The sequence below is a fragment of the Rhodococcus qingshengii JCM 15477 genome, assembly GCF_023221595.1.
In the GTDB taxonomy this organism is placed as follows: domain Bacteria; phylum Actinomycetota; class Actinomycetes; order Mycobacteriales; family Mycobacteriaceae; genus Rhodococcus_F; species Rhodococcus_F qingshengii.
Window position 1 is genome coordinate 145099 of sequence record NZ_CP096567.1, and the last position, 14979, is coordinate 160077.

The following is a 14979-nucleotide window of genomic DNA, read 5'->3' on the forward strand; positions in this document are numbered from 1 at the left end:
AGGACGTTCAAGCATGAGTCAATTACTCGCAGGACAGAAGGTGGCATTCCTCGTGGCGACGGAGGGAGTCGAACAGATCGAGTCGGCGGAGTCCGGAGTATTCGCCGAGGCATAAGTGTGAGCTGGCTGCAGTCGGGCGCAAAGCTCAGGCGCGCCCGAACGAGCCGTTTCGGCTGGAAGTCGCGAGTCCCGGCAGTGCATTCGGAGACACGCGAACACGCGCTGATTGTGCCACCAGGTGAAACACCCGCCCAAAATATGAGGAGTTGCCCGATGCCCGAAAGCCGCTCTTTCCTTCGGAAATGGCTCCCGCGCACTGGAACGATGACAACGGCGGCCGCCGTTGCCGGTTCAGTTGCATCGAGATGGCCAGATCGAAGCCCATGGTTCGAGAAGCTGCGCAAGCCATCATTTCAGCCGCCGCCTATTACCTTCCCTGTCGTATGGACCGTTCTGTACGCCGACATCGCAGTAAGCACCGCCCTGACTCTTGAGCGCCTGACCGAGAACGGGGACGAGACCGCTGCTCGCGACTACACCCGAGCCCTGACGACCAACCTCCTCGTGAACGCCGGCTGGAGTTGGGTGTTCTTTCGTTCGCATCGACTCCGTACAGCACCCGTCGTCGCAGCCATCCTGACTGTAAGCAGCGCAGACTTGACGGGACGGACACTTCCGGTCAGACGAACGGCGGGAGTGGCATTGGCGCCGTACCCGGTCTGGTGTGCATTTGCGACGGTTTTGTCCACAGCTCTTTGGCTCGAGAACCGGGGCTGAATTGCGGCCATGAACGAGTCGCAGGATCCGCCGATTGCGATCAGCTGGCATCGGGTAGTTGTGCGGCATGGAGATATTGGTGATTCTTGTCTTGGTCGGTGCAGTCGCGTTCGTAGTCGCGCGCAAACATTTCACAGGAAAGCGCGAGCCGTGACGGGTGCCCTCCTATCCCGTTTCGACCACGATGCGGAAGCAAGGGTGACGAGATGGGCCCCTCGGGTCACGATGCCGGACGGATCTACTCTCGACGAGTATTTTGGATCGGATAATGAGGCCATCCTGGAGGGCACGAAAGCCAATCATGGTGTGAATAGGGGAACAAAGTCGAGCGTTATGCTGGCGACGGAACGCTCGATCCGACGAAATTGCCGAATGGCGGGTATCGCGGAACCGTCCGAAAGCACCACACCGTTAGAGCTCGAGGCCATGGAACGAGCTGAGATGTCCACGTCATGAGAGATCTTCGGTTGCAGGGCCTTCCAGAAGCTCACCGCTCGCAGTGAAGCGTGATCCGTGCAGTGGACAATCCCAAGATCGTTCGGCGTCGTTCCAACTCACTATGCCGCCAAGATGCGGGCACACCGCGGAAACCTCCTGCATCACGCCGCCGACAGTGCTTCGGGCGACAGGCGTAAGCCCTTCCCATACGACCTGGCCATGACTGCTGGACTCTGGGTCCTTATGCGCGAGTCGCTCAAACAAAGGCTTTATCCAGCCGCTCGTCAGGTGAACGGCCACTCCAGCATTGACCCGAACAGCATGGGGCACTCCGGACACTTGATTCCAATCCCATGGGGTATAGATTGCTGACCACTGTGCTCGGGTGCCGAGGACACTCGCAACCAGTGTCAGCGCGGCAGCGACCGAGTTGGTGATCCCCCATTTCGCGTAACCAGTGGCAATGAGGATCGAGGGGTCGCCCGGCAAAAGCTCTCCGACATAAGGGAGTTCGTTCACAGGCCGGTAGTCCTGTGCGGACCAGGAATGCGTCAGCTCGGCGCCGGGGAAGGTCTTGCCAGTCCAATCGATCAACTCTTGCAGACACTGTGATGGCGATGCTGCGCGCCCGACTGGGTGGCCGTTACCACCGACGAGTAGCAAGTTGCTGTCGTTGCGCGGAGCGTAACGAATCGACCGTTCCGGTTTGTCGACAGATATGTACATTCCTCGTGGAATATCGCCGGGAACTGTGAAGGCAGCAGCGTAGCTGCGTTGTGGTTCCAAGCGGGCAAAGAATGCACCTCGATCGAGTATTGGTGTTCCCGTGGCGATCACGACTCGAGCAGCGGTCACTACACCGCGGTTGGTATGCACCGAACGTCGATGACGATTACCGTGCACGGTCCGGACCCGGGTCCCTTCGTGCACTGTTCCACCGCACTGGACGAAATCCTGGACCAGCGCGTCGAGTGCCTGGACTGCGTCGAATTGTGCTTGATCATCCAAGCGGAGCGCGCCAACCACCGGGAACGGCAAATCGACCACGTCGGTCCAGTGGGCATCGAGTCCCGCCGCACGTGCTGCATCCAATTCTTCCCGCAAGGAGACGGTACCGCCAGTGCTGGTGGTATACGTGAAAGCCGATTCACGTTGTACTGCAACAGAATTGTCGGCGCAGTATCGCAGCAGCCACTGTCGTCCCTCCCTATTGGCCTCGACGTACGAGCGCACTGCCGACGGTGAGTGCTTCTTTGCAATGCTCGACAGTCGAGTGCCTTGGAGCAAACTGATCTTGCCAGTCGTATTGCCGGTTGTGACAGCTCCGACGGTCCTGGATTCGAGTAACGCCACCGCACGACCGGCCCGGGCGAACAACAATGCCGTAACCACACCTGTCATACCTGCCCCGACGACAATGGTGTCGTACTCACGCTCGGAGAATTCGGATGAGTATTCGGGGCGCGCCCCTTCGAGCCACAGGGAGGTCATGACCTACGGTTGCCTAGGGTGGTCGTATGAGAAACGTGGCTGCCGGCATCTCGCCGTAGTTGCGGGGACGTCACCGAATTGGGCTGTCCGTGTGGCTTTCCCGCTGCGCGAGAGGGGGAATCAAGAATCCGACTGCCACCATGCCTACTCCGAGCCCGAAGTGCAACCAGTTGTCGGCATCGTTGACCGGAACGAAGTTGGCGGAACTGTCTTGATCGATCAGCATGCCGTAGATCCACAGCACCAGGTAGATGATTCCGCCCCCGATTAGATACGCCTGCGCGCTGCGAGCCATACGTGCCATTGCCAGACCTGCCACACCGAAGAGTAGATGAACCACGTTGTGCAAAACGGAGACTTCGAAGATCCCGAGGAGCTTCGCACCGGAATGATGACCCGCGCCGGTCAGCATGTCGTAATTGGTTGTCACACCGGGAATGAAGCCGAGGATTCCGACTAGGAAAAACACCGCACCGACGGCTGCCGCGGCTATCTGCACTGCGGAATAGGTGCGACAGGTGCGACGATAATTTCGCTGTGCCATGATGGTTCTCTCGTTCTTTCGGTCCCGCAGTCGCTTCCGGGCTACCGGTATGACGCGCGCTCCGCGGGCCCGGGGTTCGGTCTCTGCGTGGGGCGATTCCCAATCAACAGAGGGGATAAACGACTTTCGGACAGAGGTGAGGTCGAGGGAGACCACTTTGTATCGGCGTTGTTGTCTCCTGAACTGAGGTGACAGGTGCATCACCCACTGAAATCCGTGCTCGACTGGCTTCGCAGCGGATACCCGGCGATTGACAATTCCGAAACCACACGGTCCCCGGCGGCACGTCCTCATGCAGATGTGGACCGGCCTCGCCGGTGACGGCAAGCGCCAGCGTTGCTCCATCAAAGTAGCCGTGCCGTGCCATGATGCGCGCGGCCTCTTCGCTCACGATTGGGCCGTCGAGTACGTGAAGTACGGACCGCTTGACTTCGCTGCTGTAACCACGCTCGCGGCGAGCAGGTTCCGTCGGAACCGTTTGTGGACACGTAAAAGTTGTCTCGCGCCTTGGTGGAGTGCACCGGTGTCGACGGGGCGGTCGTGGCGTTGTTCGTGTCCGAAACGACACGGGATCTGATCTGCACCACCGGAACCCTTGCTGAGGAACTGACGAAATGCAGTTCACACTCGGTGAAGGGCAGTGTGGGCGCAGTGCTTTCACCGCCCTGAATTGCATGACGATATCGTCAGCGGCGAGGCGCTCGGGCGGTGGCCGATGTTCTCGACGCAAGCGGCAGCGTGGGGAGCTGCGAGCGTCTATGCCTACCCTGTCGATGCCGGCGGGGAACCGTTCGGGGTGTTCGAGATATACGGGCGGGCTCCGGTTGCGATGGCACAGCACGAGTACTTGACGTGCCGACCGTATGCAGCCTCGATCGGGCGGGTGGTGATTTCCGAACTCGGTCCCGTGCATGCCCCAGTATGGCGATGGACGACACGGTGTCGGCGCGGCATGTTGGCAGCGCAATGGGGGCTCCCGGTGGATGAGGCACTCATTCGGTAGCGCGCTGAAGCGTTCTCGCAGCAACGTCGAATAGCCGAGATCGCACGAGAGATGATCGCGGCGCCCACCTCGGCACCGACGTGTGACACCGGGCAGTCCCCGCCTGCATAGTGATGGGAAATGCACTCGCGGTATCCCTCCGGGTAAGGTCAGGGTATCGGTGAAGCCAGCGCCGCCACCTTCGAGTGTGCGCAGGTTGGTGCCTGCGAGACAGGACCACCATGGATTGCGACGATATTTCCGCTCCGCTGGATACGTTGTCCCCGTTCGTCGGCACGAGGGCCGCGCAACAGTACGATCCCGACGAAATCGCCACTGCGGTGGAACATTTCGGGGCGCTTCTGCGGACCCCGATGAAGTTGTCCGCGCTGCTGCAGTCGGTGTGCTCGCAGGTCGTGGCGACGATCCCTACTGCGGACACGGCTGGGGTGACGATGAGTAATAGGCCGGAGACGGTGGCATGCACCGACGAGCGTGCGCTCGATGTCGACGTCGATCAGTACCGGGCGAGCGAGGGCCCGTGCCTGGAATCGGCACGCACACGGCCAGTGGTTCGGGTCCGATTCGATGATGCCGCGCAGCGGTGGCCCGAATTCGCGAGCAATGTCGCCGGAACGAGCAATGTCGCCGGAATAGGAGTGGCAAGTTATTTCTCTGCACCGCTGATGACCGACGGCCACTTGGTGGGTGCGTTGAACCTCTACAGCTCAGCGAGGTCGACGAGATTTTTTTGAAGGTTTTCGTCGTCGCGGTCGATGGGCCGATCTGGTAGGCGCGCCGTGCAGAGCAGTGGCGAGTGGAACTCGAAGGACTTCGGGAGGCGATGAAGACACAGGGGATCATCGAGTGGGCGAAGGGCATGTGGATGGCCGCGCACGGGGGCGACGAGGATCGCGCGTTCGAGGTGCTGGTGGAACAGTCCCAGCGCCGGAAAATCCGGCTCTCAGCACTCGCAACGGAGTTAGTGGAAACATTTCCCAAGCGGTGAACGCGGGGCGTGTATCTCGGCAGGGCAGAGGAGGATGCGGTGGACTGGTTCGTATCGGTGTGGGACGAGGGCATGGGCGTTCATGTGTACCGCGGCGGTGAAGGTTTTGATCGAGCGTCGGTGATCGACCAGGTGCTCGCTGCGGGTCGGGTGATCGTGCGCCGTCAGGATGATTCGGTGATCGGTACGGTCGGCAAGGTGGTCATCGACGGCATCCCGGTGGATGCAATTCCTTTCGGGGACAACGGTATCGGTGACGATGAACTTCGCTGGCTGATCGGTGCCCAGTTCGACCGCGTCCGAGCAGGAATCGACGCAGCCCACACGGCCTCCCGTCCACGGCAATCGGACCCTCCTCGTATCTGAGGGGTCCGCCGGGCCAGAGTGGGGTGCATTGTCCGGCGGACCGACCACAACTTCCCCGTCGGAGGGGCAGTCCAAACATCCGCATCGTCATTGCGGATGTGTCAGCGCGTCAGTGTGGGGATTTGAAAGGTAAGGCCTGACTGCAGGTTCAGCTGAGTTTTCCGAGTTTCGGCACGTAATGTTTTCAGCGACTGGGTCAGCAATCGGGAGACGTGCATTTGCGAGATGCCGACTTTCTCCGCGATCTCCGCTTGAGTAAGTCCGCCGAAGAATCGGTACAGCAGGATAATCCCTTCTCGTTCGGGGAGAGCGAGTAGCGCAGGACGGAGAGTTTCATGGTTGTCGATGCCGTCAAGTGCGGCGTCAAAGTCGCCGAGTGTGTCCCCGATGGACCGTCCGTCGCCGACTGTTGTCGCTTCGAGGGAGGCTGCTTGATAGGAGTCGCCGGCGGCGGCGATCTGTCCGACCCCGGAGGGTTCGACGCCGATCTCGTGAGCGAGCTCGGAGGTGGTGGGTTCGCGTCCGAAGCTTTGGGTGAGGGAAGTGTGCGCTTTGTTGAGTGCGAGGTAGTTCTCCTGCAGCGAGCGAGGAACCCGGACTCCCCAGCCTTTGTCCCGGAAGTATCTGCGCACTTCGCCCATCATCGTGGGGACGGCAAAGGACAGGAAGTCGCGGCCCTTGCCGAGGTCGAAGCGGTCGACGGCGTTCACCAGGCCGAGACGTGCGACCTGGACGAGGTCTTCGTGGGACTGCCCGCGTCCGCGGTACCGGGCAGCGATGTTGTCGGCAATCGGCAGACTTGACTCGATGATCTGTGTCCGGAGCCGTTCCCGTTCGGGATCGCCGTCCGCCAGCGCTGTCATCTCAGCGAACAGATCGGTGAGGTGCGTGTAAGCATTGTTCTCTTTCGGGGCAGCGCTCATGAGCTCGCCGGGAGAGCTTTCTCCAAGGTGATCGTCACAGATCGGTCGCCGGTAGGGGCCGCTGCTGGTGTTTGTTCAAACATGACGTCATCGACCAACGTCCGCAGAACGATCCAACCGAACGACGAAGTGCTGGCGTCGACCGGAGACGATGTCGTTGCAGCGAGGATCACTCGGAGCCGGCTCGGGCAGGTGACGGCGTCAAATGTGCACACCAGTGTGCTGGAGCGGCGAGCATGACTGACGAGGGTGGTGGCGGCCTCGTCGACTGCGATGACGAGGTCGGCCAGTGCGTCCATCGAAAGGCCGTGATGGTCGGCCGCAGCCCGCACCATGGCTCGAAGTAGACGGAGTTGATCAGGGAAAGCTGGAACCGAGAGGGACGCCGTAGACGCGGCACGCCCTGCCTGCTCAGGCGATGTCATCGGCGTTGCTCCCGTCGGGGTCGTGAGCATCGTATTCCCAGGTGGCGAGTGGGCACTGCACAGAATGCCCGGAGTGGCACCAGGTTATCGCACTACTGTCGGCGCGAGCGGGAGCAATATCCAAAGACCCACATGGTGCCACTTCAGGGCATGGGTCCGTTGAGTAAATGTAGGTGATCGAAGGGTGCGCGCAGGGTGGTATAGCCGTCGAATCGCCTGCTACCGTGCGCGGCCTAATCGGTGAGGTCGCCGCGTTCGTCGTGAGTGACAGACCAGGATGTCGAAGGCTCGGTCGTCGGTGACGTCGACGTAGAAGCCGGAACTGCCGATGGTTTACGCCGGTCACCGAGTTTCCGTAGAGGCCAGGACGGGCGGGGAGACCGGATGTCCGGACGTGTGCGAGACCGTATCTCCTGTCTGCAAATTTCTCTGCAGGATCTTGAACTGATCTTACCTCGGTGGTATACCAAATCTACGGTGTACGCGATAGATACTGAGTGGATGCGGCGCCGACTCGAACATTCGGTCACTGCCTACATGGCAGCCGATGTACGTGTAGAAATTGAAACACATTGCCTACGAGATGGTTTCGTATCGAAACGGTGGTGGCGTGATGGAGCGATACAAGATAACGCTCGCGGACGGATCGAGCGGTGACGAGTTCTTCGAGTCGGACAACCAGGCGATTCTCGCTGCAACCGCCGCCAACGGCGGAACCAGTCAAGGGCTCCATGTTCAGCGCTACGACGATCGTGGTCGATTGCTGCCCACGAAACTGCCTCCGGGCGGACATTGCGGAACCCGATGCTCTCGCGCTCACCTTCAGAAAGACGCAGGAACCGCGTGGACCCGTCGCAGGTGACGTCACGTTTCCTCAGTGCGTGAGATGGGTAACAAATCGGGGGTCGGTGAAGGAGGACTCGTGGTGGATGTCGTGGTGTGGACGGAATCCGAAGAGCGCGAAAGGTGGTGGCGCGAGATCGTGGGAATCGCGCCTTCCGGAGACCGTTGTGTGGCAAGAGATGTCGGAGAGTTGCCGCGTGCCAAGGTTTCCGCGGCCTCGGCAAGGCGTGAATCGCTGCCCATAGAGGTTCGCGGCGTGACCGCAGCCTGACTGCCGGCCCGACAGAAGGGTGGAAACACGGTGCTGAATGTTGTTCTGTTGCTTGTGATGCTGAGTATCGGCATGGGTGTGGTGATGTGTCTCGACTTCCGATGGCTTCGCCCCTCCGTGCGAGATGATCGCCGACGGTTTGCCCATCGGGGGCATTCGGGGATCACCAAGTCGTAGATCCAGTCGTAGATCCATATATGTCGACCCAGGTCTCCATCAGCGGTATCCCCGATCCCTCGGGTGCGAACCGGACAGTCGGAGTGAAGACGCGTTCGGCCGGCACCTGACGTAATTGATGCGGTGCAGCGTTGATTCGTCGTCACGGTCGATGATTGAAGAAACGTCGGCTGGGGAAGGTGAGAGGAATGGCTACTTACAGAGTGATCAATCCTGCGGGCGACGTCACCGCGACGCGCGACATCGAGAGCGCTGACGATGCGCATGCTTGGTTTGTGGATGCCCGCGCGGACAACTCGGAACTGGGATGGCGTATGGAAGTTCACCATGATGGCGAATGGTCGTTCTTCGACGACACCGAGGGCACATCCAGCTGAGCAGTCGCTCGACGGGTGTGACGAAGATGAGGAAGGACGTTCAAGCATGAGTCAATTACTCGCAGGACAGAAGGTGGCATTCCTCGTGGCGACGGAGGGAGTCGAACAGATCGAGTTGACAGATCCCTGGGATGCATTGGTTGCCGAACACGCTCAGCCGTCGATTGTTTCGACAGAATCCGGCACCATCCAGGCGTTCAACCATCTCGACAAAGCTGACGTCTTCGACGTGGACGCGGCGGTCGAGTCGGCGAAGTCGTCCGAATACGACGCTCTCGTCCTGCCGGGGGGCGTGGCCAACCCTGATTTTCTCCGCATGAATCCAGAGGCGGTGGCGTTCGCCCGGAGTTTCTTCGATGCTGGGAAGCCTGTCGCAGTGATCTGCCACGGACCGTGGACGCTGGTCGAAGCCGGCGTGGTGGCCGGTCGTACGCTGACGTCGTGGCCTAGTTTGCGTACCGATATCACGAACGCCGGCGGCACGTGGGTTGACGAGGAAGTGGTCGTCTGTACTTCTGGCCCGAATACGTTGATATCGAGCCGCAAGCCCGATGATTTGCCGGCGTTCTGTGCGAAACTTACCGACGCGCTCCGGCAGCCTGAGGCATCGACGAGGACTTCCGAGGGAAGTTGACCGGGAGGTAGATCGTGACTTCTACACCGCCCGAACCAGATCCGGAGAATACCCCTGACCTGGAACCCGGAGGCGGGGTCAAGCCGGGGAGCACCCCACCCGACGCTCCACAGACGTCGGGATTGTCCGAACCCGAACCCTCGACCGTTAAACGCTTTCCAGTAACCGGGATCGCAGCGATCGTCGCGGTCGCGTTGGTTGTCATCGTTTTCCTCATCGCCGCGGTGGCCATACTCGCATGATCTGCGTCTCGGACCGCGATGGGCTAGCCCGCAGATTTCCGTTCCCGCAGAGAGAACGGGGAATCTGCGGGCTGTTCGCGACTACAAGCCCTTGCCCGTGAACCTATGCCGCATGCACAGGGACCGAATGTCCATGCCGACCTCACACCAACGGTGAGGTTCAGTGATTTCGGAGAGCATCGATCAGTTCGCTCTTCTCGAGATTCGAATCACACTGAAGGTCAAGTTCTTTGGCTCGATGCGTCAATTCTTCGACCGTCCATGCTTCGTACGGCGAAGACTTACCCCCCGATGCACCAACTCTTCGTCCACCTTTTGCTCGAATCACCTTCTTCGTAGTCTTGGTAGAGGTCTTGATCTTTGAGTGGGTGTTATGAGACGTGGCAAACCATTGGCGTCCTACCACGATCAAACGGCAAACTAGGACGCCTTGTGCCATCACACGAAAACAGTCGAGTGAGGAGTGGCCGTACCTGCGCGCAGTCCAGCCACCTTGTTTGAGGGCCGTGACCAGCGGGTACGTCGACCTCAAAGGTGATCGGATCTTGGAATTGTTTTGTTGATCGTCGGTTTCTTGACTGGAATCTCGATTCTGTGGACGATCGGCATCATTCTCGTGGTCGTCGGGGTCATTCTGTTCGCGCCTGGCGCTGCAGGACATGCCGTAGGCGGTCGGCGGCACTACTACTGACGCCTGGGCCCCGGGCACCAGGGCCGGCCGCGACACCCGATTTGTCTCACCGCTAGGCACACGGCCGAAACGAGGGAGTACTTCGCGTATGGCCGCCGCGACACACAAGTGATCCGCAGTTAACGGTCTCGGCTATCGCGCATCCCACGTCCGTCGCGCATCTCACATGTCACGGCTGAGGAGTGGAACATGTTTGATCGGAAAATATCTCGAGAAAATCGCGAGGACGCTCGCCTCGAGGATGGCGAAGGTCGGGAACCCGTGACCGGAACGGTTCACGATGTGAGACCGCCCGGTCGGATGTGGGTGCCGCGCAGCCGGGGCGCTGTCAGCGGCATCTTGCTGATTGCGCTCGGACTCTGGGGAGCGCTCATTCCCTTTGTGGGACCGTACTTCTCGTTCTCCTTCTTGCCGGATCAAGCATGGACGTGGACCTCGGGTCGGGGCTGGCTCGAAGTGCTCCCCGGGGTGGTCACCGTCATCGGCGGGGTTTTGCTGTTGTTCAGTGCCAATCGCGCTGTCGCCAGCCTCGGGGCGTGGTTGGCGGTCGTCGGGGGCGCATGGTTCATCGTTGGCCCGACACTGGCGCCGGTGCTGCATCTCGGGGAGGAGGGGACGCCGTCGGCGACCGAACCCGCGATGAGGGCTGTGCAGCAGTTGGCTTTCTTCGAGAGCCTCGGCGCGGTGATCTTGTTCCTAGGAGCCGCGGCGGTGGGACGGTTGTCAATGCGCAGTCATCGTGATGTTGTACGCGCACAACGTCAAGTGGAGAACGGAGATGGGTCTACAGGAGCGGGGACGACGCTACGCACCCCCTGAGTTCGGGCAGGCCCTTCCTGTTCTCGGCTGTCGCTGCAACCGAACAATGCTTTCTGCCATGGTTCCTTGTGGTCGCAGGTTGATTTCGTCTCGATGACTTCGAGCGAAAAATTACTCGTATATCGTTCAGGCACCGCGGCCGGTTTCCTTTGATGCCAATATCGACACGCAACCGAAGGACGCCATGTGACGACTGCCGATCGTCACCGACTGAGACGAATCCAGTGGCGTGAGCAGCTCAGGGTTAGGATGCATTTCAGTTCCGGTCGTTGCCGGGGCAACTGACCGTTTACGCCGTGCCCGGTGCATGGCGCTGTCGAGCACGGGTAGGACGACATGCCTCTCACGAAGAAGCTATCCGAGATGTACGACGACGCGTTGACTGCACTGGCCGCGGCGTCCCAACGGCCTGCCAACGTCGTGAATGTGGACGGCCACTACGCTATTCGCGTCGACCTCGAGTACAACCGCTACGTCCTGGCCACGAACGCCGCGCGAGGACTATGGGACGAACCTGACGCCAGCGAATCCTGGTTGGTGCGCATCTTTCAAACCGGCGACGACGGCATGGACACGCTGCTCGGCGAGGCGAAGAAGCCGTGGCTCATCGACGCATTCGATTCCGCGGTCGAACAGCTCGAATCTGACGGAAACATCATCGTTGCCGATGCGGAATTCGGCAGCATTCGTCACACCAGCGAACTGGGCTGAACAGTCTCGGGAGTGACTTCCGGTGGTGTGTCCCCGGCCGTCTCGCTCAGCTGAGCGATCCGCGCAGCAAGGATCGCGTTCTCGGTTTCAAGTGAGAGAATGACACCGATTCCGGTCAAGTTGATTCCGTCGCCGATCAACGCGGTAATACGGCGCAGTTTGTCGACGTCCGCCGCGCTGTAACGCCGCGTTCCCCCACTGGTGCGTGCGGGAGTCAACAGTCCGCGACGTTCGTAGAGTCTCAATGTCTGTGGGCCGACTCCGGACAGTTCCGACATCACGGAAATTCCGTAGACCCCTCGGTGGGCGTGCGCTGCATCCTTCAATGCCCCAGCACTCTCCTTCAACCCAGCCGAATATATCTCGACTTTAACATATCGGTGCGCCGCCCCCTGCTATCCCGTACCTAAAACCTGATCTCTACCGCTGCAGATTTCATCTGACTTGCGAACCCCATTCGCAGAGGAAAGGAGCCTCCTAGATCCCGTACATGCTGGTTTCGCGCATACATGGGCACGTACGGGCCCGGACGTCGCATTGCGGTCGGTCGATCACTGTTTCCCCTGTTGCCATTTATCTGCATCGGCTGATATAGATTTACCACAGTCAGTTAGTTAGATGCATGCTGGAGCACTTGCACCTCGGGAGCGCGAATGACCACTGCCATGGCCACCGCCCACGACGGCGACGGCATCACCTGCCCGGCGCTGGGAATCGCTGAGCTGAAAGTGCGCTTTCGGTGCGATGATCCGCGTTTTTCGCACGTCGCGGCGGGAGGCGATCGATGGCGTCGTGGTGACTGTCGTTGCCGCGATCTTGGGCGAGGTAGTCGGTTCAGCGCTCGGAGGGCCGTTCTCCGGGCCTGTGTTCGCTCGGGCCGCGGCAATGGTTTTCTGGAGCGTTCTGCCGATCAACACCCGAAAATGAAGGAGACGACGATGTCGGCGACACGATCTGTACGCCGTTCCGGCAACATGACGGTGTCTTCACCTCATCGAGGGGCCGCTGTCCCTCGGCACTCTGCCGGGGCGATGACAAGGGGAAAGGGGTTGGCATTCTCATGAGCACCCACACGCGAGACGCCGACTACACGTACCTTGCGGCCCTTTTCGAACAGATGGCTTCCATAGCGAATGACGACGAGCACCGCGAGCGTCTACGTGCGCAGATCATCGAGTCGTGTCTACCACTGACCCGGAACATCGCCTTGCGATACCGCGGTCGCGGACAAGCCCACGAGGACCTCGTACAGGCCGCCAGCGTCGGTCTGGTCAGTGCGGTGAACCGCTTCGATCTCGCCAAGGGCAAAGACTTCCTAGCCTTCGCGATTCCGACGATGGTGGGTGAAGTGCGCAAACATTTCCGGGACCGCGGCTGGGACGTCCGTGTTCCGCGCTCGTTGCAGGAAAACTATCTCGCGCTCAACAAGGCCCGCTCTTCCCTCACCCAAGCCCTCGGACGCGAACCCACCGTGCCGGAACTGGCAAAAGAACTCGAAGTGGAACCTGCCGAGATCGCGGAGATCGTCGCCGCCGGCGATTCCTATCACGCGGCGTCCCTCGATGCCGCAACCGTCAACGACGGACGGACGATCGCAGACACCTTGGGAGACTTCGACTCTGCCCTCGAAGGCATTGACAACCAACAAACGCTCCGACCGGCACTACTCGCACTTCCTGAACGAGAACGCACAATCGTGCTTTACCGATTCTTCGGCGAACTGACCCAAGCGGAAATTGCCGAGAAGGTTGGTCTCTCGCAAATGCATGTCTCCCGACTGCTCGCGCAATCGCTCAAAGCGCTCCGACGGACGCAGTCCCTCGCAGCGCTCGAGACCGCCGTCGCAGCGTGAGCTGGATGCCAAGAAAAGTGGACTCGTGTTGACCCCGGTACAAGGCAACTCGTGATCGGACGCGTCGTCGGTTACGGCGACGAGACACGCCAACTGTCCGGTGGCCGGCGCTTACTCGTTGCCTCCTCCGCGCGCGGGATCAAGAATTTACCTGCAAGACCTTGGTCAGTGTGATTGTCACATCCCACTTCTCCTCGGGTGCGGTCGGCGGGAGCTCCTCGAGGACCACTTCGTCGGCCAGGGTCTCGAGGACGCGCCACCCGAAGGACGAAGTGCTCGTGGTGATCTGACCCGTTGTTGCCGCAGAGAGAATCACCTGCACAGCGGCGGTATCGTCGCCGCCGAACGTGCACGTCAGGGCGCTGGAGGGGAGGGCGTGGCCGATGAGGATGGTCGCTGCTTCGTCGGCGGCGAGTACGAGATCGGACAACCCGTCCAACGAGAGCGCATAGTGCGCGGCCACGGTTCGCACCAGCGATCGCAGCACCAGCAGTTGATCCGGTGATGCAGAGACGGACAGTGAAGGTGAAACGGCGACCGGGGAAACGATCGCCCGCGCGAAGGACGTCACGTGAGATTTGCTCCTGTACTTGATCGGATACAGCCAACCCCATTAGTGGGATCTTGGTAGCCGCATTCGAGAAAGATGATCAGCACTCAGCTACCCAACGCAAGTGCCGCCAAACATCGAGCTTAACGCCGTTGTCAGAGACCCAACAGGACGTGGTCGCAGTGTGTTTCGTGCGGCGTCGGGCATGTGGAAGTCCGTTGCCAGCCCCGGGAGAAGCCTTTCCTCGACATCAGAACTTTCACGCTCGTTTCCTGCGAATACCAGGTGAGGACGTCGAATGCCCGGTCCGCCGAGATCGCGCAGACGAGCATCAGCATGCCGTTGGCCTGCTCGATGGCTACGCGGGAGACCGCGATTTCGGGCGACCAGCTCGTCCACCGATTCCTTGACCGTGTCACCGATAATTTCGGTGGCATCGACGTAGAACCCGGAACTGCCGATGATCTCGCCGGACTCGTCGATCGTTCGCCGACTACCACCACCCAGCGCGTCGTTCCCCTGGTGTCGACCATGCGGTGCCGGCTACCGAACGAGCCGACCGAAGTGCGGATCACCTCCAACGTCTCGGCGACATGAGGCCGGTCGCCGGAAAGGTTATGGGAGAGACGCAATTCCGAGGTCGGGGCAATGGCGCCGGGTTCGCCGCCATGCATTCGACGACTTCCACTGATCGCCGGCGCGGCAAGAGAGGAATCCTCCCAATCGTTGCAGTGCACCGGATTTCGTCGTCGGCCCCACACCCATGTCGTCCGGCGCAGCATGTCCCTTTCGTTCTTCACCCAACTCTGGGCTTTATACAGCAGCTATATCGGACATAGCCGAAAGCGTCACTTCAG

Annotated in this window: 22 protein-coding genes; 14 read left to right on the forward strand and 8 right to left on the reverse strand. The window is 60.5% G+C overall.

The window, feature by feature from the left end:
- Positions 1 to 273: 273 nt before the first annotated feature.
- Entirely contained in the window at positions 274 to 777 is a 504-nt protein-coding gene (locus M0639_RS31670; protein WP_231914989.1) for a TspO/MBR family protein, read from the forward strand.
- Positions 778 to 1227: 450 nt separating this feature from the next.
- Here the strand turns inward: M0639_RS31670 and M0639_RS31675 are convergent, their stop codons facing one another.
- From M0639_RS31675 to M0639_RS31685, 3 genes are all read right to left on the reverse strand, one after another.
- Positions 1228 to 2706, reverse strand: a complete 1479-nt coding sequence (locus M0639_RS31675) for an FAD-dependent oxidoreductase (RefSeq protein ID WP_064073751.1) — start codon at positions 2704 to 2706, stop codon at positions 1228 to 1230.
- A gap of 70 nt (positions 2707 to 2776) precedes the next feature.
- The gene (locus M0639_RS31680) at positions 2777 to 3250 is read right to left on the reverse strand and encodes a DUF4383 domain-containing protein (RefSeq protein ID WP_064073752.1); all 474 of its coding nucleotides are present in this window, start codon (positions 3248 to 3250) and stop codon (positions 2777 to 2779) included.
- 103 nt (positions 3251 to 3353) lie between these two features.
- Positions 3354 to 4163 (reverse strand): CinA family protein, encoded by an 810-nt coding sequence (locus M0639_RS31685; protein ID WP_331712713.1) that lies wholly within the window; start codon positions 4161 to 4163, stop codon positions 3354 to 3356.
- Between the two features lie 311 nt (positions 4164 to 4474).
- Between M0639_RS31685 and M0639_RS31690 the strand changes: the two genes are divergently transcribed.
- The 3 genes from M0639_RS31690 to M0639_RS31700 all read left to right on the forward strand — a co-directional run bounded on the left by M0639_RS31690 (position 4475) and on the right by M0639_RS31700 (position 5607).
- The gene (locus M0639_RS31690) at positions 4475 to 4987 is read left to right on the forward strand and encodes a GAF domain-containing protein (protein WP_064233723.1); all 513 of its coding nucleotides are present in this window, start codon (positions 4475 to 4477) and stop codon (positions 4985 to 4987) included.
- Positions 4988 to 5049: 62 nt separating this feature from the next.
- On the forward strand, positions 5050 to 5241 hold the full coding sequence (locus M0639_RS31695) for an ANTAR domain-containing protein (protein WP_064073755.1): 192 nt from the start codon (positions 5050 to 5052) through the stop codon (positions 5239 to 5241).
- Between the two features lie 39 nt (positions 5242 to 5280).
- Complete coding sequence (locus M0639_RS31700) at positions 5281 to 5607, forward strand: hypothetical protein (RefSeq protein ID WP_054802362.1); 327 nt, start codon at positions 5281 to 5283, stop codon at positions 5605 to 5607.
- Between the two features lie 101 nt (positions 5608 to 5708).
- Here the strand turns inward: M0639_RS31700 and M0639_RS31705 are convergent, their stop codons facing one another.
- Positions 5709 to 6530, reverse strand: a complete 822-nt coding sequence (locus M0639_RS31705) for a SigB/SigF/SigG family RNA polymerase sigma factor (RefSeq protein ID WP_082893109.1) — start codon at positions 6528 to 6530, stop codon at positions 5709 to 5711.
- Entirely contained in the window at positions 6527 to 6955 is a 429-nt protein-coding gene (locus tag M0639_RS31710) for an ATP-binding protein (RefSeq protein ID WP_152688384.1), read from the reverse strand. Before M0639_RS31710 ends, M0639_RS31705 begins: the two co-directional genes overlap by 4 nt.
- Before the next feature lie 583 nt (positions 6956 to 7538).
- Here M0639_RS31710 and M0639_RS31715 point away from each other — a divergent pair.
- From M0639_RS31715 to M0639_RS31755, 8 genes are all read left to right on the forward strand, one after another.
- The gene (locus tag M0639_RS31715) at positions 7539 to 7817 is read left to right on the forward strand and encodes a hypothetical protein (RefSeq protein WP_231914991.1); all 279 of its coding nucleotides are present in this window, start codon (positions 7539 to 7541) and stop codon (positions 7815 to 7817) included.
- Positions 7818 to 7877: 60 nt separating this feature from the next.
- A complete protein-coding gene (locus M0639_RS31720; RefSeq protein WP_231914992.1) occupies positions 7878 to 8069 on the forward strand; it encodes a hypothetical protein in 192 nt (63 codons plus the stop codon).
- A 365-nt stretch (positions 8070 to 8434) separates the two neighbouring features.
- Complete coding sequence (locus M0639_RS31725) at positions 8435 to 8623, forward strand: hypothetical protein (protein ID WP_064073748.1); 189 nt, start codon at positions 8435 to 8437, stop codon at positions 8621 to 8623.
- A gap of 46 nt (positions 8624 to 8669) precedes the next feature.
- Positions 8670 to 9257, forward strand: a complete 588-nt coding sequence (locus M0639_RS31730; protein WP_064073756.1) for a type 1 glutamine amidotransferase domain-containing protein — start codon at positions 8670 to 8672, stop codon at positions 9255 to 9257.
- A 14-nt stretch (positions 9258 to 9271) separates the two neighbouring features.
- A complete protein-coding gene (locus tag M0639_RS31735) occupies positions 9272 to 9499 on the forward strand; it encodes a DUF6480 family protein (protein WP_064073757.1) in 228 nt (75 codons plus the stop codon).
- A gap of 550 nt (positions 9500 to 10049) precedes the next feature.
- On the forward strand, positions 10050 to 10190 hold the full coding sequence (locus tag M0639_RS31745; protein WP_231914995.1) for a DUF6131 family protein: 141 nt from the start codon (positions 10050 to 10052) through the stop codon (positions 10188 to 10190).
- A 189-nt stretch (positions 10191 to 10379) separates the two neighbouring features.
- The gene (locus tag M0639_RS31750; RefSeq protein ID WP_064073758.1) at positions 10380 to 11009 is read left to right on the forward strand and encodes a hypothetical protein; all 630 of its coding nucleotides are present in this window, start codon (positions 10380 to 10382) and stop codon (positions 11007 to 11009) included.
- A 336-nt stretch (positions 11010 to 11345) separates the two neighbouring features.
- Positions 11346 to 11720, forward strand: a complete 375-nt coding sequence (locus M0639_RS31755; protein ID WP_054802388.1) for a hypothetical protein — start codon at positions 11346 to 11348, stop codon at positions 11718 to 11720.
- Here the strand turns inward: M0639_RS31755 and M0639_RS31760 are convergent.
- Complete coding sequence (locus tag M0639_RS31760) at positions 11699 to 11998, reverse strand: MerR family transcriptional regulator (protein WP_064073791.1); 300 nt, start codon at positions 11996 to 11998, stop codon at positions 11699 to 11701. The genes M0639_RS31755 and M0639_RS31760 overlap by 22 nt on opposite strands.
- 782 nt (positions 11999 to 12780) lie before the next feature.
- On the opposite strand from M0639_RS31760, the gene M0639_RS31765 reads away from it, so the two are divergent.
- Positions 12781 to 13572, forward strand: a complete 792-nt coding sequence (locus tag M0639_RS31765) for a SigB/SigF/SigG family RNA polymerase sigma factor (protein WP_054802395.1) — start codon at positions 12781 to 12783, stop codon at positions 13570 to 13572.
- A 139-nt stretch (positions 13573 to 13711) separates the two neighbouring features.
- Here M0639_RS31765 and M0639_RS31770 read toward each other — a convergent pair whose 3' ends face one another.
- Together M0639_RS31770 and M0639_RS35275 are read right to left on the reverse strand one after the other, a co-directional pair.
- A complete protein-coding gene (locus M0639_RS31770; protein WP_064073759.1) occupies positions 13712 to 14143 on the reverse strand; it encodes an ATP-binding protein in 432 nt (143 codons plus the stop codon).
- 134 nt (positions 14144 to 14277) lie between these two features.
- Positions 14278 to 14460 (reverse strand): ANTAR domain-containing protein, encoded by a 183-nt coding sequence (locus M0639_RS35275; RefSeq protein WP_353505273.1) that lies wholly within the window; start codon positions 14458 to 14460, stop codon positions 14278 to 14280.
- On the opposite strand from M0639_RS35275, the gene M0639_RS31775 reads away from it, so the two are divergent.
- Positions 14408 to 14719, forward strand: a complete 312-nt coding sequence (locus tag M0639_RS31775; protein ID WP_231914993.1) for a hypothetical protein — start codon at positions 14408 to 14410, stop codon at positions 14717 to 14719. The genes M0639_RS35275 and M0639_RS31775 overlap by 53 nt on opposite strands.
- Positions 14720 to 14979 lie beyond the last annotated feature (260 nt).